The 23321-nt window shown below is 64.4% G+C and carries 22 protein-coding genes and 1 pseudogene; 8 read left to right on the top strand and 15 right to left on the bottom strand.

What is annotated here, in order from left to right; translation table 11 throughout:
* The 11 genes and pseudogenes from VGI12_02065 to VGI12_02015 all read right to left on the bottom strand — a co-directional run.
* Positions 1-966, bottom strand: a 966-nt coding sequence (locus tag VGI12_02065; protein HEY2431428.1) for a DcaP family trimeric outer membrane transporter, incomplete at its 3' end; no start/stop codon positions are given.
* 92 nt (positions 967-1058) lie between these two features.
* Positions 1059-1715 carry a 2OG-Fe(II) oxygenase family protein gene (locus VGI12_02060; GenBank protein HEY2431427.1) on the bottom strand — a complete coding sequence of 219 codons (657 nt, stop codon included), beginning with the start codon at positions 1713-1715 and terminating at the stop codon, positions 1059-1061.
* Between the two features lie 9 nt (positions 1716-1724).
* A complete protein-coding gene (locus VGI12_02055) occupies positions 1725-2159 on the bottom strand; it encodes a RidA family protein (GenBank protein ID HEY2431426.1) in 435 nt (144 codons plus the stop codon).
* Position 2160: 1 nt separating this feature from the next.
* A complete protein-coding gene (locus VGI12_02050) occupies positions 2161-3687 on the bottom strand; it encodes an L-serine ammonia-lyase (GenBank protein ID HEY2431425.1) in 1527 nt (508 codons plus the stop codon).
* A 261-nt stretch (positions 3688-3948) separates the two neighbouring features.
* Entirely contained in the window at positions 3949-4314 is a 366-nt protein-coding gene (locus tag VGI12_02045; protein HEY2431424.1) for a response regulator, read from the bottom strand.
* Between the two features lie 3 nt (positions 4315-4317).
* Positions 4318-4860: a histidine kinase gene (locus VGI12_02040; GenBank protein HEY2431423.1), complete on the bottom strand. Its 543-nt coding sequence runs from the start codon at positions 4858-4860 to the stop codon at positions 4318-4320.
* A 138-nt stretch (positions 4861-4998) separates the two neighbouring features.
* Positions 4999-6090: a calcium/proton exchanger gene (cax, locus tag VGI12_02035; protein ID HEY2431422.1), complete on the bottom strand. Its 1092-nt coding sequence runs from the start codon at positions 6088-6090 to the stop codon at positions 4999-5001.
* Between the two features lie 260 nt (positions 6091-6350).
* Positions 6351-7220 carry a VOC family protein gene (locus tag VGI12_02030; GenBank protein ID HEY2431421.1) on the bottom strand — a complete coding sequence of 290 codons (870 nt, stop codon included), beginning with the start codon at positions 7218-7220 and terminating at the stop codon, positions 6351-6353.
* A gap of 35 nt (positions 7221-7255) precedes the next feature.
* Positions 7256-7390, bottom strand: a pseudogene (locus VGI12_02025) (hypothetical protein).
* A 116-nt stretch (positions 7391-7506) separates the two neighbouring features.
* Positions 7507-8244, bottom strand: a complete 738-nt coding sequence (locus VGI12_02020) for a carboxymuconolactone decarboxylase family protein (GenBank protein ID HEY2431420.1) — start codon at positions 8242-8244, stop codon at positions 7507-7509.
* A gap of 572 nt (positions 8245-8816) precedes the next feature.
* Positions 8817-9458 carry a response regulator gene (locus tag VGI12_02015; protein HEY2431419.1) on the bottom strand — a complete coding sequence of 214 codons (642 nt, stop codon included), beginning with the start codon at positions 9456-9458 and terminating at the stop codon, positions 8817-8819.
* 205 nt (positions 9459-9663) lie between these two features.
* Between VGI12_02015 and VGI12_02010 the strand changes: the two genes are divergently transcribed.
* Both VGI12_02010 and VGI12_02005 read left to right on the top strand, forming a co-directional pair.
* A complete protein-coding gene (locus VGI12_02010; GenBank protein HEY2431418.1) occupies positions 9664-10074 on the top strand; it encodes a DUF202 domain-containing protein in 411 nt (136 codons plus the stop codon).
* A 6-nt stretch (positions 10075-10080) separates the two neighbouring features.
* Complete coding sequence (locus tag VGI12_02005; protein ID HEY2431417.1) at positions 10081-11397, top strand: porin; 1317 nt, start codon at positions 10081-10083, stop codon at positions 11395-11397.
* Between the two features lie 56 nt (positions 11398-11453).
* On the opposite strand, the gene VGI12_02000 is transcribed toward VGI12_02005, so the two are convergent.
* Positions 11454-12380 (bottom strand): transporter, encoded by a 927-nt coding sequence (locus VGI12_02000; GenBank protein ID HEY2431416.1) that lies wholly within the window; start codon positions 12378-12380, stop codon positions 11454-11456.
* Between the two features lie 109 nt (positions 12381-12489).
* Here VGI12_02000 and VGI12_01995 point away from each other — a divergent pair, with 109 nt between their 5' ends.
* The 4 genes from VGI12_01995 (at position 12490) to VGI12_01980 (ending at position 14943) form a co-directional block, all read left to right on the top strand.
* The gene (locus tag VGI12_01995) at positions 12490-12888 is read left to right on the top strand and encodes a VOC family protein (GenBank protein ID HEY2431415.1); all 399 of its coding nucleotides are present in this window, start codon (positions 12490-12492) and stop codon (positions 12886-12888) included.
* 30 nt (positions 12889-12918) lie between these two features.
* Positions 12919-14061 (top strand): 3-keto-5-aminohexanoate cleavage protein, encoded by a 1143-nt coding sequence (locus VGI12_01990; protein ID HEY2431414.1) that lies wholly within the window; start codon positions 12919-12921, stop codon positions 14059-14061.
* A 136-nt stretch (positions 14062-14197) separates the two neighbouring features.
* The gene (locus VGI12_01985; GenBank protein HEY2431413.1) at positions 14198-14530 is read left to right on the top strand and encodes a Rieske 2Fe-2S domain-containing protein; all 333 of its coding nucleotides are present in this window, start codon (positions 14198-14200) and stop codon (positions 14528-14530) included.
* A gap of 8 nt (positions 14531-14538) precedes the next feature.
* A complete protein-coding gene (locus tag VGI12_01980; protein HEY2431412.1) occupies positions 14539-14943 on the top strand; it encodes a hypothetical protein in 405 nt (134 codons plus the stop codon).
* A 34-nt stretch (positions 14944-14977) separates the two neighbouring features.
* On the opposite strand, the gene VGI12_01975 is transcribed toward VGI12_01980, so the two are convergent.
* Together VGI12_01975 and VGI12_01970 are read right to left on the bottom strand one after the other, a co-directional pair.
* On the bottom strand, positions 14978-16837 hold the full coding sequence (locus tag VGI12_01975) for an ATP-binding protein (GenBank protein HEY2431411.1): 1860 nt from the start codon (positions 16835-16837) through the stop codon (positions 14978-14980).
* Between the two features lie 46 nt (positions 16838-16883).
* The gene (locus tag VGI12_01970; protein HEY2431410.1) at positions 16884-19721 is read right to left on the bottom strand and encodes a carboxypeptidase regulatory-like domain-containing protein; all 2838 of its coding nucleotides are present in this window, start codon (positions 19719-19721) and stop codon (positions 16884-16886) included.
* Between the two features lie 176 nt (positions 19722-19897).
* Between VGI12_01970 and VGI12_01965 the strand changes: the two genes are divergently transcribed.
* Entirely contained in the window at positions 19898-21460 is a 1563-nt protein-coding gene (locus VGI12_01965; GenBank protein HEY2431409.1) for a transporter substrate-binding domain-containing protein, read from the top strand.
* Positions 21461-21500: 40 nt separating this feature from the next.
* The gene (locus VGI12_01960) at positions 21501-22301 is read left to right on the top strand and encodes a hypothetical protein (protein ID HEY2431408.1); all 801 of its coding nucleotides are present in this window, start codon (positions 21501-21503) and stop codon (positions 22299-22301) included.
* A gap of 128 nt (positions 22302-22429) precedes the next feature.
* On the opposite strand, the gene VGI12_01955 is transcribed toward VGI12_01960, so the two are convergent.
* A complete protein-coding gene (locus VGI12_01955) occupies positions 22430-23251 on the bottom strand; it encodes an aquaporin (protein HEY2431407.1) in 822 nt (273 codons plus the stop codon).
* Between the last annotated feature and the right edge of the window lie 70 nt (positions 23252-23321).

Raw genomic sequence — 23321 nt, 5'->3', positions numbered from 1 at the left:
CGCATTCCACGAGTGGTCCACGAAGAGGCTCAGGGCGGTGATCGGCAGGGCCTTGCCGACGATCGGGGTGACGGCGTTCTGGAAGTTGTTCTCGATGCCGATGTCGATCGGCGAGTCGTTCATCGAGTTCTCGATGCCTGCCCCCACGACGAACGCCCCGCGAATGACATCCTTCTTGCCGGCCTTGAGGTTGGTCGACAGATTGATGCCCCAGCCGGTGGTGCCGCCCGAGAGGTCCAACGTGTCGTCGAGCGTGTCGTCCCAATCGATCTTGCGCACCTGGCCCGCGACCCGCGCGTAGCCCCACGGCTGGGTCGACTTGTAGGCGACCGTGACGTCCGGAATCGGGAAGCGGGCCTTGATGTTCTGCAGTTCGATACGATCGGCGTAGACGCCCTGGTCGCCGCTGGCGCCGGGGCGCTCGAGCGCGAACATCAGGTTGCTGTGCTCCTTCGCGATCGGCGTCCAGCGGACCTGGACGTTGCGGTACCATGCCAGGCCGGTCGGCCCCCAGTACTCGAGCGAGTTGGGGAACGCATCCGGATCGGTGAACGGACTCCAGTACTGGCCGGCGGCGAAGTGACCCAACTCACCCCACGCATGGCGAAGCCGGAACGTCGTCTGACCGGAATCCACTCCCGTACCGAACAACTCGAACTCGAAAATCGTCTTGAGCTCGCCCAGACTCGTCGGGGTCGACGTCTTGAACCCGAGCCGGCTCTGTCGCACGCCGGCGAACGTGCTGTTGTCCCTGCCGAACTCGTCCTTGAACGCCGGCAGCTTGGTCACCCGTAGCGTGTCGTACCAATCCGGATTGATCTGCTTGAAGTCGTGCCCCATGTCCAGCATGGCAAAGCCGTAGATCTCCATCGACGACTTTGGCTCCGGCGCCGCCGACTGATCCTGGGCTCGAGCGGTCGAGGCGCCGAGACCGATCAGCAGAATTGCCGCGATGAATCGCTTCATTGACACACACCTTTCCTGACGCGTCTCGGACGCGCAGAGTTATCGTTTGCTGCTGTTCGACGAGGAAGTCGCGCGCGGCTGTCGATGGGCCGCTAGGATGTGGTCTCCGCGACGGCCTGGGCGATGGGCGCGTCGACCGCCGGGGCCGCCGTCGGCATCACGTTGAAGGAGACCGCGATGCGCGGCGTCTGACCCGCATACGGGTGCACCCAGTGAGAGAGCCAGCTCGGGAAGACAACGAGCAGCCCCGATTCGGGCCGTACTCGAAGCGGTTCTCCGTACGGGTCCCCGGGAGCCGTCACCGTCTCCGCGCCGCCACGAGGATCGAGAAACTCCAGCACGCCAGCGAGCGGAGTGTCCGGATGACTCGTGCCGGCGTCGACGTAGTACGCCCCGGACCACGCGCTGTCCGGATGAACGTGTGGCGCATGGTAGGCACCCGCTCGGCAGATCGCCGCCCACGCCGACAGCGAGAGTGTGCCCTTGAACGTTCCGGCGCCAGCCGAGGCCTCGATCATCTTGCGCACGGCCCACGTGATCCACGTGGTCAAGCCGGCCACCGCCTGCTCCGAACGGCGGAGGAAGTCCGGTCTCGAATGCCAGCCGCCGACATTGCTGCGACCCAGACTCCCGTACGTGACCTCCTCCGCCAGGATGATTGCCCGCAGTTCCTGGTTCATCGCGTCGGCGTCCGGCACGTGCATCCGGCCGATGAGCGTGGGGAACGCCGACGTCAGTTCAATGTCCATCAGCCGTCGCTACTTTCTAGCGGTCACCGTGATTTCGACGTTCCCCGGTCCCACGAGCTTGGCCACGACGACGGTGGTCCGCGTCGGCCGTGGGTCCTTGAAATAGCTCGTGTACACCGCGTTCATGCGCGGAAATTTGGCCCCGTCCGTCAAGTACACCTGCACGCTGACGACGTCGGCCGCCGTCATGCCCGCCGCTTGTAGGACCGCTCCGATATTGTCGAGACTCTGCTTCACTTCAGCATCGAAGTCGCCGGGAATCTTTCCCGCGGCGTCTTCGCCGCCCTGACCCGAAATGTAGAGCGTCCCGTCAATCAGAATGCCCGGACTGTAGTTGCCGCCAGGCTTGGCCCCCGGCGGCATGATGACTTTCTTGTCGGCGCCGAACGCAAGTCCGGCACACAACACTCCGAGCAAGGCCACGACGATCGTTGACGTGCGCATGTCAGCAGAGCGTGACAGACAGGGCCAGCCCCGCCTCGCTCGTCTCCTTGTACTTGCTGTTCATGTCCTTGGCGGTCTGAGCGAGCGCCGTGATCGTGGCGTCCAGATCGACCCGATGCCGGCTGGCGATCTCATTGGTGGCGATCAGATAGGCCGTCCATGCCTTGACCGCGCCGAATGCGCATCGCTCGATACACGGAACCTGGACGTACCCGGCCACCGGATCGCACGTCATGCCGAGGTGATGTTCCAGCGCGGACTCTGCGGCGTTCTCGACGACCCGGGCATCCCCGCCGTATGCCGTGACGAGCATGGCCGCCGCCATTGCCGAGGCGACGCCGATTTCCGCCTGGCAGCCGCCTTCGGCAGCCGAGAGCGTCGCGTTGTGCTTGCACAGGTAGCCAATGGCCGCCGCCGCAAGCATGCCATCGCGAATCTTGTCCTGGGACAGCTTGCGACCACCTTCGCCCAGCGCGTGAACCAGTGCCGGCATGACTCCGGCGGAGCCGCCTGTCGGCGCGGTGATCACGAGGTGGCCACGTCCGTTCTCTTCGGAGCCCGCGAGCGCGTAGGCCGAAATGACGGCAATGCCGCGGTCCGCCTGGAACTCCTGGGTCATGGCGCGTTTGTAGACCGTCGCCGCTTTGCTGTGCAGCTTGATGGGCCCGGGCAACACGTCGTCCTCCGATACGGCAAGGCCTGACTTCACCGTCGCGTTCATCGCGTTGATGATCTTGTCGACAAAGGCCCAGACCTCCGCCTCGGTCTTGCCAGGGATCGCCATCTCGTTGGCCAGCATCACCTGCGCGATCGTCAACTTGTTCTTGTCCGCGTGCTCCCGCAACTCTTTCATCGTCGAGAACGGGTACTTCGGCGCGTTCTTCTTCGGCGGCGTGTAGCCTTTCCACTCGATGAATCCGCCGCCCACCGAGTAGTACTCCTGCTCCAGCAGCACGTCATTGCCGGCCAGCAGCTTGCACGTCATGGTGTTCGGGTGATGGAAATCCCCCTTGGTCGCGTCGTAGATAACGTCCTTCAGCGTGACGTTGACAGTCTTGTCGCCAAGCTTCACCGGGAACGTCTGGTCAGGATTGGTGATCAAGCTATCGAGGAACTTCGGATCGACCGTGGCTGGTTCCTTGCCGATCAATCCCGCGAGTGCGGCGCGCTCGGTGCCGTGCCCTTTGCCCGTCGCGCTGAGGCTGCCAAACAGGTTGACTCTCAGTCCGGTGGCCTTCGCGAGCTGATCCGCCGGGAGCTTCGTGCTCCGCTGGTAGAAGTCGTAGGTGATTCGCATCGGGCCGATCGTGTGCGAGCTCGAGGGACCCGGCCCCACTTTGTAAAACTCGTCCAACACCGTCATCACGGGTCCCTTGGACTTCTTCACGACCTCCAGGTCGGCGGACAGTGGCACGGCAGGCGCGGCCTGGGCGGGTGCCGCGGGAACCGGCGGAGGGGCATTGGCTTCGGTTTCCGTCTTCGTGCAGCCGGTCATGACGGCGGCCGCGGTGATGACGGCGCCGCGCACGAGGAACTTCCGGCGATCGAAGCCGGTCGGAATCTCGGGCAGCCGCTGCTCGGCGGGGTCAAACGGATCCGGACGGCCATCGGCTCGGTCCGATGTCGTTGATCCGGTCACCCGGGTTCTGTCGTCTTCCCTGTGGGACATAACGGTTCTCCTTGGCTTTCGCTGTGGTTTCGAGGGGCGCGGCACGCAAAGTAGCAACGACGGGATGCGCCGTCTACTGCCCTTAGGGGAAGGATCGACGCGAGGCCCGGCCGACGCGATTCACAGCGCGACGCGGCGAATGACGTCGAGCACACCCGCGTCGGTCTTCCGGAGGAAGGCAGAACAGCCCGCCGCTTCCGCGTCCGCGCGGACTCCCGGATCGTCCAGGGAGGTAATGCAGATGAAGGGCGCCGAACGGCCTTCTGCCACGAGACGCCGGCCTAACTCGATACCCGACATGCCTCCGAGATTGACGTCGAGCACCAGGCAGTCGAACCGCGGATGTTTCGTGTCGGCGAGGAAGGCCTCCGCCGAGCCATAGGTGATCGACTGCATGCCCGCCGCGCGCAACAGTCTGCTGAGCGAGCGGCAGAAGTTGTCGTCGTCATCCACGACGGCTACGTAGACGGGTTCGGCGACGCTCATTTTCTAGCCAGTCATCCCTGCAGGGGTCGGCGAGTTGGGTTGACGACCGGCCTCGTGAGCAGACCACACCCGAGCGCCATGAAAATGCGGCTCGATCCGCAGCTGGCCTTGGCGCAACATCTCGCGGCAGAGGCTTCCGAGGGCGGGCGCGAGACCGAGGATGTCCAGCTTTGGCGGGTGCAGGTCATGCGCCAGGCAGCCCATATCGCGCGTGATGTCGGTCGCGCACTCGAGAAGCTGCGACACCGATACCGCGATCTCTGCTGGCGATCGAGATGTATACGTGTCCAGACATTGGATGTCCATGCACAACCGTGCCAGTTTCTGACCCAGGTTGTCGTGCAGATAGCGCGCGAGGCGGGAACGCTCCGACTCCTGAGTGGCGATCAGTCGTTCAGCCAGGTACTCCGCATCCGTGCAACTCGAACGTAGCGCCGCCTCGGCGGGGCGAAGTGCCTGCTCCATCTGCCGTCGTCTCGACCGCTGGACGAGCAGCGCCGCGACGAGCGCCGCCTGCACGGAACACACTGCGATGCCAGTGATCATGTTCGTTGCATTTGAGCCGCCGGAGCATCGGCGGCTGTGAGCACTATAAGAGCCTGCGCCGAAGTCGACTACTACCCTTTGGGGCAGGCCGCCGCTGGTCGCGAAGAGGCGGCCGATCGTCGTTCGCTGAAGGCGATGTCATACCACTCGCGGTGGCAACAGGTACAGCGTCATGGCAAAGATCGCATAGACCATCAGCAGCAGGACACCCACGAACCACGCCGAGCGCCCGCTGTTGGTCACCATCGAGGCGGTCATCGTGGCGATGAGCATCATCACCACGGCGCCAGGCCAGAACTGCAGGTCCATCGGCGCCGGGCCAGTCAGATAGCTCACGAGCACCAGCACAGGCGCGACAAACAGCGCGATCTGGGAGGCGCTGCCGAGTGCGATGCCGACGCTCAGATCCAGCCGATTCTTGCGCGCGCCTGAGAACGCCGTCGGCATCGCCGAAGCGCTGCCGACGAGCGCCACGATGATGAAACCCACGAACGCCGGCGTCATCCCGAACGCCTCGGCCGCCTGCTGCACCGACTCGACGAAGATGTCGCTCACGAGCGCGACCAGGATCGTCACGCCGGCCAGCGTCGTCAGGGCCACGCCCATCGGCCACGGCGCTTCGCCGGCCTCCGCATGTCCCACGCTGCCAAACCACTCGCGGTGGGTCCTGAGCGAGAACAGCATGCTCAGTCCGTAGGTGACGATGAGCAGCACGGCGAGGCCCACGCTCAGTTTGTGGCTGAACGCCGCCGCCGCGACGTCGGCATGCGAGATGGCCGAGGGAATCAGCAGTGCAACCGTGGCCAGGAACAGCAGGCCCGCCTGCATGCGGGCGCTGACGCGGTTGTATTCCTGCTCGTGGTGCTTGAGTCCGCCAAGCAGAAACGACGCACCGAGGATGAACAACGTGTTGGTGACAATCGGGCCGGCGATGGACGCCTTCACCAGCGTGTATTGCCCGGCGCGCAGGGCAGCCAGCGCGATCACCAGTTCTGCCAGGTTTCCGAGCGTGGCATTCAGCAGGCCACCGACGGCATCGCCGGTCTTGGCAGCGACGGATTCGGTGGCCTGGCTCAGGAGCACGGTCAACGGCACGATAGCCAGCACGGACAGCACGAAGAGCCGCGTGTGCGCCTCGTGATTGACCTGTCGGGCGGCGAACACCACCGGCACGAAAGCCAGCAGCCAGAGCAGCCTGTTGCGCTGAATCGCTTCGAGCAGGGGCTTCATGGATCAGTTGTGTCCTGAACCGCGTTTGGACCTGTCGGATCGCGGCTCACCGATAAACCGGCCCGCCGATGTAGCCGCCCCCGTACGGACCGCCCCAGGCGCCCGGGTATCCGTAGCCGACGCCAACGCCGACTGCGACATCGCAACCCGAACTCGCGAGCGCGATCGTGAAGACTCCAGCGAGAAGAAATGTGCGGTTGAGCCACGTGCGCAGATGCATTCGAAACACCTCTCGAAAAGCCGGATGACTCCGCCCCTGGTCACAGGGGGTATTTCTGCAGGGCGACGACGCCGCCCGTCGGATCGGCGACGACGACAAGCGTGCCGTTGCGGCGATCGGGGGACGGACTGAGGAGGATGCGCCCGCCAAGGCTGGTTGCCTTCGCGGCGAGGGCCGCGGGATCGTCCACGAGGACGTACGGCAGCCAGTTCGGTCGCACCTGGCTGGCCGAGGCGGGCAACTGAAAGAGGCCGGCCCGCGGCCGGTCGCGACGCAGCACGAAGTACTCGAGGCCCTGCCCGCGGTCCGTACTGGTCGCCTCATAGCCGAGCACGTCCTTGTAGAAGGCAAGCGCTTTGGAGGCGTCCTGCGCCAGGTACTCCCGCCAGAAGAAATGAGCCGTCGCCGGGCTGGCCGGAAGAGCGGGCACGCCTGCCGTCGGTTGCAGCAGCCCGATGGCAGCCCCCTGCGGATCCGCCATGACGCACACGCGGCCTGCGCCGGTCGCGGTCGGCGGCGCGAGGATCTTTCCACCGGCGGCCTCCACCTGCTGGACCGTCCGATCGATGTCGGCGACCGTCACGTAGCTGACCCATTGGGAGGCCGCATCCTTGATGCTGCGGACATCCACCAGTCCCCCCACAGGTCCGGTGGCCGTGGTGGCGATCAAGTAAGGCCGCCCGGCGCGGCTGACGTCCTTGAACTCCCAGCCGAGGAGTGCGCTATAGAACTTGCGCGCCGCCGGCGCATCGGTGGTCACCAAATCCTGCCAGACGAAAGCGCCGCCGGTGGCCGATGGCGGGCGATTGGCCGGTGCGGACGTCGCGCTGCTGCTCGCGCAGCCGGCGAGGACGGTCTGGGCCGCCAGGATCAACGCGACGGGCGTGCCCGACCGTATGCGAATCATCATGACGAGGGCAATATAGCGAGCCGGGACGTCGCCGACTACAGCCCTTTGGGGAAGGTCGGCGCTGATTCCGCGAAGAGACCCGCTTCCTCGGTCAACCCGACGACCGATTGCACGTGGAGTTTCGTGGTGATGGCCGTGCGGTGTAGCTTCACCGTCCGCTCATGAATGCTGAGATCGCGCGATCTGCTTGTTCAGCCTGTCTCGGACGACGTGGCCGAGCACCTCGAACTCGCCGGCCTGAGGGCTTCGAATCGGGGCGCGCAGCTCATGTCCCACCCCAATGAATTCAGCCACGTGGATGCCCCGCACGTTGAAGCTCCTCGGCCAGGATGGGGACACCGAGATTGCTCGCCTGCATACCTGCGGCAACGCAGATCTTGAGCACTTCCATGATCTCCTCCATCGTCGCGCCGAGCTTCAGGGCGGTCTGGATGTGCCGGCGTGTTCCGGGCGCGTACATGTGAATGATCGACGCATCGACGGCGATGCTCAGTAGTTCCGCCAGCTTGGGCGTGAAGACCCCGCTGGTGTAGACGGGAAGACTCGCGGCGATGATGGCTTCCGTCCATGCTGGGTCGATCTCGAAGAACCCATCCCAAGCCGCATTCCATTGACCCGCGGCTTCCATCTTGTCGCAGACAGGTGTCGCCGCCGGTCCCTTCGGCGCCAGCTTCACACCGGCCCTTTTGGCTTCTTCCAGAAGAATTGGGGCGCCCAGGCTGAACGTATGGATCGATAGGAGAGACGCGATCTTGAGAACCATCAGGATCTCTTCGCGGGTCGCTCCGGACTCGAGTGCGCTGCGAATATGGCGCCGGGTGCCACCGGCACTCATGTTCGTACATGCGGCATTCACCGCGACGCTGATCAGCTCGACGTCCTTACGCGGTAGTACGCCGCGGGTCCACGGGTCAGCGGACATCGTGAGGCACTGATCGATGAAGACCGGGTCCCACTCACGAAACTTGGCGAGCGCCAGGTGGTCCCAGGGACCGCTGGCTTCTTCGTTGTCGGTTACGGCCATTTTCACGTCTCCTGAGCCTTGCGAGAGTAGGGGCCGGTCCTCGAATAGAGGACGGGCCGCATTTCACTTCGTCGCCACCGCCGGTGGCGGCGTCATGCAGAACGCCGTCGGATGTCTGAGGCTGGACGCTCCTTGCCATCGGTCTCCCTGGCCGCAGAGCCGCGATCGTTGTCGGCGCGATTGGGCAGCATGCCTGGGTTCTTCAGCGTCTTGTCCATGCTCCGCCGCCGGCATGAATTTTCGAAGTGCGTCACTGAGGCAGTCATCCGTTTCTCCGAGTTGACGGTGGGCACTATACGGTTGGTGGATCGGGCCGCGCTACGACCCTTAGGGGAAGGAACGACGCGACTTTCCTGAGGAGACGCAGGCCCATTCAGCGAAGATCTCATTCGTGGTGATGATCACGCTGGTGTGCTCGAACGGCGTGAACCGCCGGTGAAAGAGCAGCGCGCCGATGGCGGGGTATCCGAAGAGTATTGGCGGAACGAGTTGAACTACGGGTGCAACATTCCGGCGAACACGATGTATCGCAGGTTAACGGCACCACAAAGGGCGTGCGCGTACGCGGACCACTACCCTTTCGGGAAGGGCGGCGCTTGCGCCGTGAAGAGGCCCGCTTCCTCGGTCAGCCGTGTGAGCTCGGCGACCGATTGCACGCGGAGTTTCGTCGTGATGGCCGTGCGGTGCAGCTTCACCGTCCGCTCATGGATGCCGAGATCGCCCGCGATCTGCTTGTTCAGTTGGCCGCGCACGACATGGCCGAGCACTTCGAGTTCCCGCGGCGTGAGCGCGTCGAAGCGCGCGCGCAGATCACTTCGCCTGGCGCGGGCCTCACGCTCACGCGCGTCTCGGGCGAGCGCGCGCGCCACGGCCTCGAGGAGCAGCTCCTTCGCCGCACGCTTCTCCAGGAAGTCCTCCGCCCCGTCGCGCATCGCGCGGACGCTCGAAGGAATGTCGCCGTGGCCGGTGAGAAAGAGGGTCGCGAGCGGATGGCCGGACTGGGCCAGGGCCGCTTGAAGTTCGAGGCCGTTCATGCCAGGCATCCGCACGTCAGTGACCAGGCAGCCCGGCTCGTCGTCTCTCCGCTGCGCGAGGAACTCTGCCGCCGACGCAAAGGTCTTGACCACGAACCCGCTGGCCCGCAGCAGCCGGGCGGTCGCTGCCAGAAAGGACGCATCGTCGTCGACGATGTGGACGACGGGTTCGGGCATCATGCCACCGACAATATACACGTGACCGCATCGCTGACACGGCGCGCGCTCATCTCGATGATGACAGCCGTTGTCAACCGAACATCCAACCTTCCCCTAAGGGCAGTGGTCGCGGTGCCCCTGATCTTTATAGTGCTCATTCGACTGGCAATCACGACCATCGAAGACACGCTCCGTCACGATTCAGGTCATACATGGGGCAGGAAAAGTGGAACAGACATCGAGCCCTGACTCCGGAAGCTTGGCGGCTCGGCATCCAGACGTCGGGACCCGGCTCGCAGCCGACCGCACGTGGCTCGCTGACGAGCGCACGCTGATGGCGTGGATCCGGACCGCGACCTCACTGATCTCGTTCGGCTTTACGATCTACAAGTTCTTCGAGTTCGAAACGGGCCAGGGCCTTCGCGCGCATCGGCTCCTCAGCCCTCGTGTCTTCGGCATGACCATGATCGGCACAGGCCTGGCTGCACTCGTGCTCGGAGCCATGGATCATCGCCGGAGCACCAGGCTGCTGCGCGATGAGTTCGGCATCGCACACCGCTCGACAGCCATCATCGTCGCCTCGATCGTGAGTGTCATGGGGCTCATGGCGTTGAGCGCGACGCTGCTGGGGGAATAGGTCCGCGTGACTTACCGCGTGCGGATCGCCGCGCTGTCGACGATGCTGCTCTGGGCAAATGCGGCGCTCACGGCGCAGACAACAGCGTTGCCGTCCTCGGCGAACAGCGGGACGCCGGCACCCGCGCATGCCGCGGCCGAGGCCCAGCCGCCCCCGCCCGAGAAGAAGGAGTCGTTCGAGGAAACGTGGCTCTCGTTCGAGAACAAGGCGATCAGTGCGAAATGGGGCTGGATGCTGATGTTCGACGGCATGGCCATGACCCAGGACAGCACCAACGAGCAGCAGGTCGGCCACGTGCCAGCCAAAGGGGAGCCTCGCGCCGATCGGTTCTATATCTCTGGGCAAATCAAGTTTCCAAAGCCGTGGACCTACTTCGTCGGTACCAACTACAACGGCCTGGACGCGGAGCCGGACGCCAAATTTTCCTGGATGGACATCGCCGTAGACATCCCGCTCACGTCGTGGCTGGGGAGCGTGAAGGTCGGGAGGCAGAAGGTCGGGGTATCCCAGGAGTGGATCATGCCCGGCGCCGACTGGATCTTCATGGAGCGCAGCGGCGCGGCCAACGCGTTCATCCCGCAGCGCAACATCGGCCTGCGTCTGCACCGTTCGTTCGCCAATGGCCGCGCGACATATTCGGCCGGCGCGTTCAACGACTGGTTCATGAACGACCGCTCCTTCTCAGCCAACGGGAGTCAATACACGGGCCGGTTCGAGTTCGTGCCCGTCGATCGTGATGCGGACCAGACCGTCGTGAGCGTCGCGGGCGGGGTCTATTACAAAGAGAAGACCGACGGAACACTCCAGTACCGCAGCCGGCCGGAGACCAACCAGGCTCCGTACTTCGTGGACACGACGAAATTCGAGGGGAATCATTCCACTACCACGCAGTTCGAGTTGATGGCGATGAGCGGGCCGACGCAGGTGTTTGGCGAGCTGATGCTGACGCCCGTCAATGCGCCGACCGTTGGCAATCCGCTCTTTTACGGCGGGTTCGTGGGCGCGTCGCACTTCCTGACCGGCGAGCACCGAACCTTCAACCGCGAGGATGGACACTACGTCAGCAAGTTCAAGCCGCGCTCGCCGTTCGGCTTTGGCCACGTCGGGACCGGCGCATGGGAAGTGTCGGGACGGTATTCCTACGTCGATCTGACCGATGGTGCCGTTGACGGGGGCGTGATGTCGCGGTTGACGGGCGCGATTTCCTGGTATCCGGAAGAGCACTGGCGGATCGAGTTCAACTACGGGCACGGCATCCTGGATCGCGACGGACAGCGAGGGCGGTTCAACGTGTTCCAGGGGCGGGCCCAATTCGGATTCTGAGCGGGCGTGGTGCAGGCCGCCGCGCCCGTTTCACGCACAATCAGAAAGCCCTCCTGCTAGGGTCGGTTCGGTGAAGTCCGATCGAACCAGAGGTACTGCCAAGCGACGGCCACCGTCGTGAAATCGGCACCAGTTCGCGTCGACGCGCCGGCGCTGTACGCGAGCTTGATTGATTGGCGACTTCCGATCGGCAGCGCCAGCGTAGCGCCGAGACGGGCGTTGTTCTGCCTGGCGGATGGCGGGCCGCCATCCACGCGAACGTCGGCGCCGCCATACCACGTGGCGTCCACCGCGGCCCAGGCTCGCCGGGTGACGTTGTAGCTGGCGTGCCCCTGGACGACGAACAGCGGGTCCTGCGTGCGTATCGAATCCCCCTGATAGAACTGATCGTTCGTCGTGAAGAGCCAGGCTCCGCCCGAGACGTCAAGAGTCCAGCGGCCGATTGGGCGAGACAGACCCACCTCGGGTTTGAACGCCCAGCGATTCGTGCCGATGTTGATCAGTTTGTCGCCGTAGTACTGGCCCGAGGGCGCCGCGACGGTAAGGCTAGTGCCGATGTTCGTCCGCCGCGGGGCCTTCGCGAATGCGGGCGGCGTCAGAGCCGGTGTGCCATGCAGAGTCACCGAGACTTTCATCCGCGCATCCCCAAGGCCGGAACGGGTGGTGCTTGCGGCCGCTTCAAAGACCTTGCCCGTGATCTCTCCCCACACATAAGGGAGGGCGACCGTCGCCAGCACCAGGTGCCCGACCAGACTGAATGTACGTCCAGCGCCGAGCGTGGCTGCGTTGATGTCCGCATGAACGTCGGTGATAGGCACGGTCGGGTCGAAGACGACATCGCCGCTCGACCGGCCGACGCCCACCAGAAGGAAGTTGGTGCCGATTGGGGAGGATGAGTAGGCGCGCGGCTCGAGCTCCTGCGCGGAGGCGCGCATCGCGCAGAGCGCCGCCAGCAGCAGGATGAGTGGAGGTTTGGGGAACATGATCGCCCGCAGTCTAACCGCTGACCTTCGACCCCGATCCTGCCCCTAAGGGCAGTAGTCGGCGTAGCGCGTCGCGCCATATATTCGCCGCAACACCCGGAGACACCAGATGACCAGTTCAGTGACGCACTTCGAGATTTACGCCGAGGAGCCGGCGAAGCTCGCGCAGTTCTACCAGGCGCTGCTCGGATGGCAAATCAACAAGGCGTCGGGCATCGACTACTGGCGCATCGACACTGGCGCCGGAAAGTCCAACGGCATCGGCGGCGGGCTGCTGTTCCGGCCGATCCCGGGGCCGCGCAGCTGGGTGCACTACGTCCACGTCGACTCGCTCGATCGAACCGTCGATGGGATCACGGAACTCGGCGGTGCGATTGTGCGACCGAAAACCGCTGTCCCGAAAACCGCGTGGTACGCCGTCGTTTCAGACCCCGAGGGAAACATCTTCGCCATCTGGCAGGCCGACCCGTTGGCGATGCCGCTGCCCGAACCAGACGAACTGGGCTAGAGACAGCAACTGACACCAGGAGAAAAGTCCATGCGCTACACAGACGACGCGCTGTATCCCGAGAACATGCAACCGCTGATCATCACCGCAGCGCCGTACGGCCCGACGTGGCTGCCGGGCGATGCGCCCGACATCCCCGTGACCTGGGACGAGCAGGTCCAGTCGGCGGTGGATTGCTACAATGCCGGCGCCAGGGTCTTGCACCTCCACGTGCGCAACCCTGCGACCGGGCACCTCTCCGCGGACATCGAACACTACAACTTCATGATGCAGCGCCTCACGGAGGCCTGCCCGAAGATGATCATCCAGGTCGGCGGCTCGATAGCATTCTCGCCCAAGAGCGATGGCGCCAAGGCAAAGTGGCTCGACTACGACACGCGCCACATGCTCGCTGAAATCACGCCGGCGCCGGAAACCGTGACGGTGGCGATCGGCACCTCCATGTTCGACATCACGCAGATGTGGACCGAGGACGATGTGAAAGGGACGCATCTCGAGGATCCGAAGGTAATCGCGGCATATGCCGGCATGTTCACCGACGCTGGTCCGGCCTTCTACCTGGAGCACCTGAAGCGCCTGCGAGCGCACAAGATCCAGCCCTACTTCACGCTCGCGCATGTGCACCAGCTCGAGATCGTGGAGCGGCTGATCCGCCATGGCGCGTACATGGGCCCGCTGAATACGAACATCACCATGTATGGCGGCGGAGGGTGCGGCCACAATCCGTTCGACTGGATGCACTGGCTCCAGCGCGAACCGCAGGGGGCGATTGTCACCTTCTGGGCCGGCATGCGGATCAATGCGGTCGCCCAGCCGATGGCGATCATCCTGGGGCAGCACGTGCGCGTCGGCATCGAGGACAACCTCTGGAACAGCAAGCGTCAGCGCATGACGTCGATCGACCAGATCAAGGCGGCCGTGGAGCTCAGCGAGCGATTCGGCCGCAAGATTGCGACGGCTGAGGAAGCGCGCAAGATCATGAAGATCGGCGTCTGGTACGACAGCGTCGACGAAACGCTGAAGAATCTCGGCATGCCGCCGAATCGCGGCGATGACGATCGCGGCTTCGTGGTCTGGGAAACCGACGGCAAGAAGAGCGTCCAGCACCAGATCTCCGACTCGCACCCGATGGCGTACTGCATGACGCCGCCGCCGGCGCTCGCCAAAACGTAGCGATCAGAAGTCCCGCCCTCCCAAAAGGAGAGCGGGACCGCGCCGCTTTGCGTTGTGCGGAGCGTACATGCAACCAATCTCGGCATCCCATCCTGGCCGAGGAGCTGAAACGCGTTGCACGTTGAGGGGAATTGCCATGTCGGATTTCGTGGAAGTGGCGCGACTGGAGCAGCTCCCCTGCGGCGCCGGCACCGTCGTCACTGTCGGTAACGCGGACGTCGCGCTGTTCAACGTCGACGGCACCATCTGCGCCATCGCTGATGCGTGCCTGCATCAGGGCATGTCGCTCGGCGGCAGCGCCCTCGACGGCAAGGTGGTCACCTGTCGCGCGCACGGCTGGCGATATGACGTGACAACGGGAAGCACGCTGCACGTTCCCGTCTACGGCGTCGCGACGTATCCAGTGAAGGTCGTAGACGGGACGATCATGATCGCGCTGGAGTCTCCGTCACCCAGCCAGCTTCCCTGAACGAGTTGATGACGGCCCAGGAGTTCTTCGCTCGCGTGTGGGAGATGCTCATCGGCCGCGCTGACGGGCCGTTCCACTTCCGCCTGCTCGTGCAGCCTGCAGTGGCGACCATCATGGCAGTGCGTGCCGGATTGCGAGACGCCCGCGAGAAGCGGCCACCCTTTGTCTTCTGGGCCATCTTCATCAACGCCGACGCACGCCACGATCTCCGACGGCAGGGATGGAAGGATGTGGGCAAAGTGTTCATCGTCGCAATCGTTCTCGATGTGATTTACGACGTGATCGTCTATCGCTGGGTGTACCCGGGGCAGGCGCTGATCGTCGCCGCCGTCCTGGCATTCGTTCCCTACCTCATGATCAGAGGCCCGGTCACCCGGATTGCGCGTCGCTTCATTGTCCATGACAGAACGTAGCCCGGAGAGCTTGTGACGATGCGCTCGGTCGGCGTCATGCCGCGCTCGCCTCACGTGCGATCGGTACGGTGAAACGGAACGCCGCGCCACCGTCGCTGGCGTTCTCCGCCCACAACCGGCCACCGTGCGCTTCGACAATCGTGCGGGAGATCGCCAGCCCCATGCCCATCCCGTTCGGCTTCGTCGTGTAGAACGGGTCGAAGACCCGCGCCAGCGTGTCCGCGGGGATGCCCGGGCCGTTGTCGCCGACAGCGATCACGACGGTCTGCGCGCCATTGAACCGCGCGGTCACGGACACGCGTCGATCGTCCCGGCCGGCGGCGCTCAGCGAGTCCATGCCGTTGAGGATGAGGTTGAGCAGCACCTGCTGCAGATGGATGCGGTCGCCCCAGACGGCCGGCAGATCGCCCGAGACGTCCACGTCCAGCTTCACTCGGCGCGTCGCCGCATCGACGCGCACCAGGGCCGCGACGTCGCCGACGAGCGCCCTCACGTCGAGCTGTCGCGCGTCGAGCGTCTGCCGCTTGAGCAGCCCGCGCATGCGGTCGATGACCTGACCCGCGCGCTCGTCGTCGTGGCGGATGTCGACCAGAATCGCACGGAGTTCGTCGAGATCCGGCGAAGGGTGCTGCAGGAACAGCTCCGCGGCTTCCGCGTTACGCAGGATCGCGGCGAGCGGTTGGTTGATCTCGTGCGCCAGTCCAGACGCGAGCTGTCCCATCATCGAGACGCGTCCGGCGTGGGCGATCTCCTGTTGGAGGCGCTGGGTCTCCGCTTCGGCGAGTTTCCGCGCGGTGACCTCGCGAGACGTGCCTCGCATGACGAGCGGCCGGCCGGTGGCGTCGAACTCGACGCGGCCCTGGGACACGATCCAGCGAGTCCGGCCATCCGGCAGGATCAACCGATATTCGGTCTGGTATCTGCCACCACTCGAGCCCGCGACTGCCATCGCGTGCGCCTGCTGGAGGAGTTCGCGATCGTCCGGATGCAGCCGCTCGAGCACGTCATCGAATGCCAGCCGCTCCGACTCCGCGAAGCCAAACAGCGCCCGCCACGAGTCGGTCGCCCAGATGTCGCCCCGCACGAGGTCCCAGACCCAGATGCCGAGATCCCCGGCCTCGACGGCCAGGGTCATCCGCGCCTCGCTTTCGCGGAGTCCGGCCTCGCTCACCTGGAGTTCGCGGACGAGTTGAGAGGCGCGGAGCAGATCCCGGCTTAACTCGTATCCCATGACCACGACCAGTCCCAGGTACCACGGGCTGACGAGAAGTGGCGCCTGGACGATCCCCCAAAACGCCACCGAGGAAGTCAACAGTCCGGCCGAAAAGAAGAACACGACACCGCCACCGATCATGCGCGCCTGGCGATGGTCGCCGCGCCGCCACGTCATGATGCTGGCGTCCACGACAAAGACCAGAATCAGGAAGACGGCAAAATGGCCGAACAGGGTCCAATAACTGCGGACGCCTGCGCCAACGGCGTTCACGGATTCTCCCAGAAACCGGACGTGGGGCAGACTCGTGACGGAACGATAGTTGACGTTGAGTCCGGCCAGGAACGAGAGCAGCATGTAGAACGTGCGAAGGCCGGTGACCGTCCATGCGAACCAGGTTCGCCCGGCCCGCAGATAGATCCGGACGAACCACGTGATGGACACGAAGAGGAAGAACGACACCAATTGCACCCAGCGCATCGCGGTCAGGAACTCAGCTGGCGTCTGCGCCAGCATCACCCGCAGTTCACAGAACGCGTACGCCGTCGTCGAGGCCGCCGTCACGGCGAAGAGGAAGTGGGGCCACGCGGCGCGGTTCCGATACCAGACGAGAAAATAGATCGCGGCCAACGTGAAACACGCGGACCCGACCATCGACCAGATGATAGTGACCCAACTCATGAGCTCGAGTTCGACCTCCGTGGGTCAGGCACGGCACTCGGCACGGCTACCAGTCCAATCGGGCACCGATCCGGAGGATTCGGGGCCCCGTGATCGCCGTTGGTCGCAACCATGAGCCGCCCGAGCTGGTGCTCAACGTCTGCTCAGCATTCGTGTTCAGCAGGTTATAGACGTCGAAAAACCCGGTCAAGCGCACGGTATTGATTCGAAACACCTTCTCTGTTCGCACGTCAAGGAGCGTGATGTCTGGCGTCCGGCTGGCCGTGATCGGCTCCGCCTTGATCGTGGCGCTCCCATAGTTGAGCACCTGTACAAACGTGCGGGCGAACGGCTGGCCGGACTGGTGCCGCATGACGGGGACGACGCGAAGCCCCCACGGCAGGTTCACTGTCCCGTTCAGTTTGGCTTGCCATGTCTTGAATCTCACCTGCGTCCCCGAGGCGTTGATCAGGGCGTTCGGCGTGAAGTCATTCCCCGTTCCGAGGGCAGCCTCATGGCTCCACGTCTCCGTGAAGCTCGCCAGCAGCGACCAGCGCCCGGTCTGACGTTTCGTCGCGGTGATTTCCCAGGTGTAGTACTCGCTGTTGCTGTCAGGCAGGTTCGTAGTCAGATTCACGGGCGCCGCGCTCAGGGCCGCGGCCGACAAGTTGTAGGCATTCAGGGTCCCGCCGTCATCGGCGGAACCGAGTTGCCCGTCAGGTCCCGGATCAACAATCGCCACGGGTACCGAGTACGCCGCGAGCAGGCGGCTGACGTTGATCGTCCCGTACGGCTGACGCCTGGCGTTCAGCACGACACCCGTCCGCAGGGCAACATTCGGCGCCACCTCGCGTTCGAGATAGGCACTGCCCTGATCGACGGAGGTGTTGCTGATGTCAGGGTCGAGCCTGGTGGTGCTGCTTCCGCCCGATACGGCAATCAATCGTCCTTCTTCGCCACGATCCCAGCGGCCGTTCGCATTGGCGTCGCTGGTCCACAGATAGGTCTGCGACCAGCCGGATGCATTGGGATTGACCGCCGCGGTGAAAATCGGCGCCGGATAGACCCAGAACCTTCCGTACTGAAGTTTCAGGACGGTCTTGCCGTCGCCGGTGAGATCGGTGCTCATGCCCACCCTCGGGCCCCAGTTGCTGAACGTGAGGACCGGGTCAATGGCCGGAAACGTCTGCCCGGTCGGCCCTTCCTGATCGGGGAGGATCGGCTGGTAGCGATCCAGGCGCACTCCCAGCGACAGCGTGACAGCTCGATTGAGGCGCCATGTGTCGTCCACAAACGCGGCCGATGTCGCCAGGTTGTTCTTCGACACGTTCGGGCCCAGCAGGATCTGCACCTGCACGGGCACACCGTTGTTCAGCGTCGAGACGCAGTTGCACGGGTTGTCGTATCCATTCGTCGGCGACACGACCTTGTCGAGCATGTACTCGCCACCGATCCTCAAGGTGTGACTGCCGCCCCAACCAGTCTTCTGGAAACTCAGGGACCCGTTCACCTGGGGCCGGTTGATGATTCGCCCAAACGCCAGGGTGCCGCCGCTGACCGTGTTGGCACCCACGTCCGCAATCCGCGGCGCCGTGCTCTTGGACGTCAGCGCCGTGTCGGCGTGATAACTGCCGACGCGCACTTCGACGAAAAGCGCGTCGGACACCGCGGCGTTGTACTCCGTCTTCCACACGGTCGCCAGGAACCTGTTGTGTGGCAACGCATCGCTGGTCTGAATCGGCTGACTCGCGCCAAAGGCGAAGAAACTCGGCTGCTCAAACACCTGGTGCTGCACGTATCCGACGAGCTTCTGCCGCGGAGACAGCAGGTAGGTGACCTTACCGGTCCCGACCACGGCCGTCAGCGCACCCGGCGCGTCCAGCAGCCAGGCGGACTGCTGTTCAACCGCCGTTGATCGGTACGCCGCGTACCACCACGCCTTGTCCTTTCTCAGGTATCCGCCGAGGTCTGCGTTGAAGTCCCTGAACTGCTGCAGACGGTTCACGTCCCGGACATCGAGGCCGGGACCACCCGCCACACCGCGGGCGATCTGGTCATCGTCGATGTTGGTCGCTTCCCACGCCTCGTTCTGGAAATCCGCATAGATGCCGCCGTGATACGCATTGCCCCCGGATTTGCTCACGTACTGACCCAGGGTGCCAGGTACAGGCATGGAAGCCGTGTGCCCGACGGCAGTGATCGCAATCTCGGAAAAAGACGCAAAGTCGGGGAGGTAATTGTCGTTCGACCCGTTGGCTCCACCGACGCGAATGCCTTCGACCTCGTTTCGGTTCACACCTGTGGCGGCTCGAAGGCCATAGGCGGTGTACTCCAGCAGGCTGAGCGCGTTGTTCCCGCCGACGTCCATCTTCGACATCGCCACGCCGGGCGTGTTCGCGAGGAGCGCAAACACGTCGCGCGCCCCGGGCAGGCTGGCCAGCTTCTCGCTGTCGAAATGCGTCGTGACGCGGGTGGACGAGACATCCACCACGGGCGAGCCGTTCACCGTAACCGTATCGCTGACGCGCCCTGCGTGCAGCTCAACGCTGACAGTCGCCGTGAAGCCGAGTCCGACGTGAATGCCGTCGCGGACACTGGTCTCGAAACCGGGGAGTTCGAAGGTGACCGCGTAGTCGCCTGTGGGGACGGCAGAAAAACGATAGCCACCGGTCTCGTCGGAGATCACCGTGCGGCTCGTCATCAAGGCCGGTCCTGACAGGCTCACGGCCACGCCGGGCAAGACCGCTTTCGTGCCGTCCGTCACGACGCCGTTGATCGCGCCCGTCGTGGCGGTGACGGTCTGCGCGGCAGCGGACAACCTCGGGTCGGCCGCGATCGAGCACACCGCGAGACAGGCGGCGGTAGCGGAGGCCAACCGGGTGGCGCTGCACAGAAGAACTGTCAAATAGGCCCCCACAGATTGACGGGTACTATCCGAGCGTCGCCTTCCCTCAGGCTATGCAGTTCCGGCATCCCGGGGACGGGCGCTATTCGGGCTCTGAGTTGAAGCCGCTCGGTCGCCGCGGGCCCTGCCCCTAAGGGCAGTAGTCAGCCCTGGGCATCGATCCCTATAGTGCCCAGATGCTCCTGCCAGGACACACGAGAACTCTCCGCGCGCGACCCGGCATTTATCGGGCCGCCGTCGCCCTCTTGATCGCGGCGGCCTCTACCGGATGCTCCGGCCGCCACGAGGCGGCGCCGGCCGCGACGACGGCTGTGACGCCGCCGGCAGCGGACGCGCCAATCCCGGACACGGCCTCGCCATTCGACGCGCTGCCGGAGGCCGTCCGTGACTCGATGGACAAGCCGTTCACCGGTGACTTCGACGCGTTGGTCAAACGCCGTTCGATTCGCGCCGGTGTGACGTTCAACCGCACGCACTACTTCATCGACAAGGGCCAGGAACGGGGGCTGACCTATGAGTCCCTGAAGCTGTTCGAGAACGACCTGAACACGGACCTGAAGACCGGCAACCTCAAGATGCACGTGGTGTTCGTCCCACTACCGCGCGGCCAGCTGTACCAGGCGCTTGTGAGCGGCAAGATCGACATGGTCGCCGCCATGGTCACCGTCAGGCCCGAGCTGGAGAAGCTCGCCGCCTTCTCGGAGCCGACACGCACCAACGTCAGCGAAGTGGTGGTCACCGGCCCCGGCGCGCCGCCGATCGCCACGGTGGACGATCTCGCCGGGCAAGAGGTGTTCGTCCGCAAAGGCAGCATCTACGAGGAGAGCCTCGTCCGCCTGAACGGGCAGCTCAAGGCGCGCGGCAAGGCGCCGGTCGTGATCGACCAGGCCCCCGATGTGCTCGAAGACGACGACATCCTCGAGATGGTCAACGCTGGCCTCGTGCCGATGACCATCGTGGACGACTACCTGGCCGCCTTCTGGAGCAAAGTGTTCACCGATAGCACGCTGCACAAGGACGTCGCGATACGGACAGGCGGCAGCCTGGCCGTGGCGTTTCGCAAAGAAAATCCCAAGCTGCGCGAGGTCGTCAACACGTGGCTCCGCAAGCACGGAAAAGGCGACGGTTTCCGCAACACCGTCGAACGCCGCTATCTCGAGAACACCAAATTCGCGAAGAACGCCGCGGCCGATGCCGAGCGCCAGAAGTTGGCGGCGGTGGTCGAGTTGTTCAAGAAATACGGCGCGCAGTACAACGTCGACTACCTGCTGATGGCGGCGCAGGGATATCAGGAATCGACGCTGGACCAGAACGTCAAGAGCCCGGTCGGCGCGATTGGCGTGATGCAGGTCATGCCCCCGACCGGCAAGCAATTGAACGTCGGCGACATCACCGAGGTCGACGCCAACATCCACGCCGGCGTGAAGTACATGCGCTTCATGACCGACCAGTACTTCAAGGGCGATTCCATGGACCCGCTGAACAAGACGCTGATGACATTCGCGGCGTACAACGCCGGGCCGGGCCGGGTCAGACAGCTCCGGGCCGAGACGAAGAAGCGGGGCCTCGACCCCAACGTGTGGTTCGGCAACGTCGAGCGCGTGGCGTCGGAGCGCATCGGCCGTGAAACCGTGACCTACGTCAGCAACATCTACAAGTACTACATCACCTACCAACTGCTCACCGAACAGCAGGCGCGGCGCGCGGCGGCGAAGGCGCAGGTCGCGAAGCGCAAATGAACTCGTTTGGCACGGTCAACAACGCTGCACTGGAGATCCCATGACACCATTCAATCGCTGCGCACAACGCATTCTTCTCGCGAGCGCGCTGGCCCCGTGGCCGGCGGCCGCGTTCGCCCAAACGTCCGAACGTCCGTCCGACAAGGACGTCAAGGCGGTGATCGAACAGGTCGACGAGGGGCGCGACAAGTTCGAGGGCAACCTCGACGGCCAGTTTAAGGGGTCGACGCTGCGCGGCCCCGCCGGCGAGACCAAGGTCTCGGGCGCGCTTCAGGACTATCAGGACAACACCCAGAAGCTCAAGCAGCGCTTCACCGCTGACTACTCCGCCAGCACCGAGGTGGCCACCGTCCTCAAACAGTCGGCGTCGATCGACGCATTCATGCAGACCTCCCAGAGCGGGATGAAGGGTCGCAGCGAGTGGGACCGTCAGGTGACGAATCTCAAGCACCTGGCCGAGGCGTACGGCACCACGTTTCCCCTCACCGATGGGGCCGCGGTCCGCCGGATGAACGACAAGGAGACAGCCGCCGCCGCGGAGTCAGTCGGCACGGCGGCGGGACGCTTCAAAGACGACCTCGGCAAGGCCGGCACCCTCCCGAAACCTGACCGGGAGGCCGCGAAGAAGGACGTCGAGGCGCTGGTCAAGCAGGCCAATACCGTCAAGTCACGCGTCAACGACGGCAAGCCGGCAACAGCGGAAGTGCGGCAGCTGGTCGAACAGAACACCAAAGTCCAGGCCTTTGTCGACGCGAACCCGATGCCCGCGGCCGTACCGAACTGGCAGGCCGTCCAGGCCTCCCTCGGCAAGCTTCAGCAGGCCTTCGGTCTCACGAAGTAAGCAAGAGGGCGTTCGAGCATCAGGATCTCGTCGGCTCGAACGCGTCGTTCCTGCTCCGCGGTTCGTCCTCGAGGGTCGGCGTCAACGACGATGGCGTCGATCAGCTTCGTGGCCGCCACGCGGCTCGGCTATGTCGTGCCGGCCATCCGGTGGAACAACCGTCGACGATCGCTCTCGAAGTGATAGAGCTTCGCGACTTCAATGCGCCTCGCGATGGAGCCGCACGCGAGGATAGCGGCGAGCATGCCCAGTATCGGGCCGACCCAGTAGATCCACCATCCGTCCCAACGGCCCGAGATCAGTGCAGGACCGAAGGTGCGTGCTGGGTTGGTGCTCGTGCCGGAGATGTGTGACTCGAGCGGCACCATGACGGCGTAAAGAAAGGGAATCACATACGGCGTGTAGGCTCGCAGATGTCGAAACCCCAGAAAGATCAGCAGAGTCGCAACCAGGGCAAACGTCGTGACCGCCTCACCCATGACCACGGTTGTCGTTGAATAGCCTGCACCCGGAATCGTGGCGCCGAAGGCGACGCTGCGGCCCATCGATCCCCACGCCAGAAGAGGAAGAGCCCCCAAGGATGCGCCCAGCAACTGCGCGACGATATAGCCGGCCGCCGTTCGTCCGTCGAGTTTGCGCATCATCCAGAAACCCATGGTGACCGCCGGGTTGATGTGCGCTCCACTTTCTCTACCGACACGCGACAGGGTGACCACTGTGCCAACACAGCCAAAGAGAAACGGCGTCAGCACCATGCGCAGCCCTTCGTTCGGCACGAGGCGTCCCATGGGGCTGCCGTCGCCGAACATCAGGATCACCGTCGACAGGCCGCCGAACACCAGCGCGCCCGTGCCGATCGCCTCGGAGGAGAACAAGCGCCAGCGGACGCGCCAGTCTGTTTTTGCCGACTCTGTCTGCACGCCTTCTCCCTGCTTGGTGTTACGATCCATGGACCGCAAGCGCGCGACCGGTTGACGCCTCGCCCGAACTCACCGGTCGCTCGATCGCGACTCCTCAGCC

The sequence above is a fragment of the Vicinamibacterales bacterium genome, assembly GCA_036496585.1.
GTDB lineage: Bacteria > Acidobacteriota > Vicinamibacteria > Vicinamibacterales > 2-12-FULL-66-21 > JAICSD01.
Note: the sequence above shows the minus strand (reverse complement) of the source record. Positions and strands in the feature narration are given on the sequence as shown.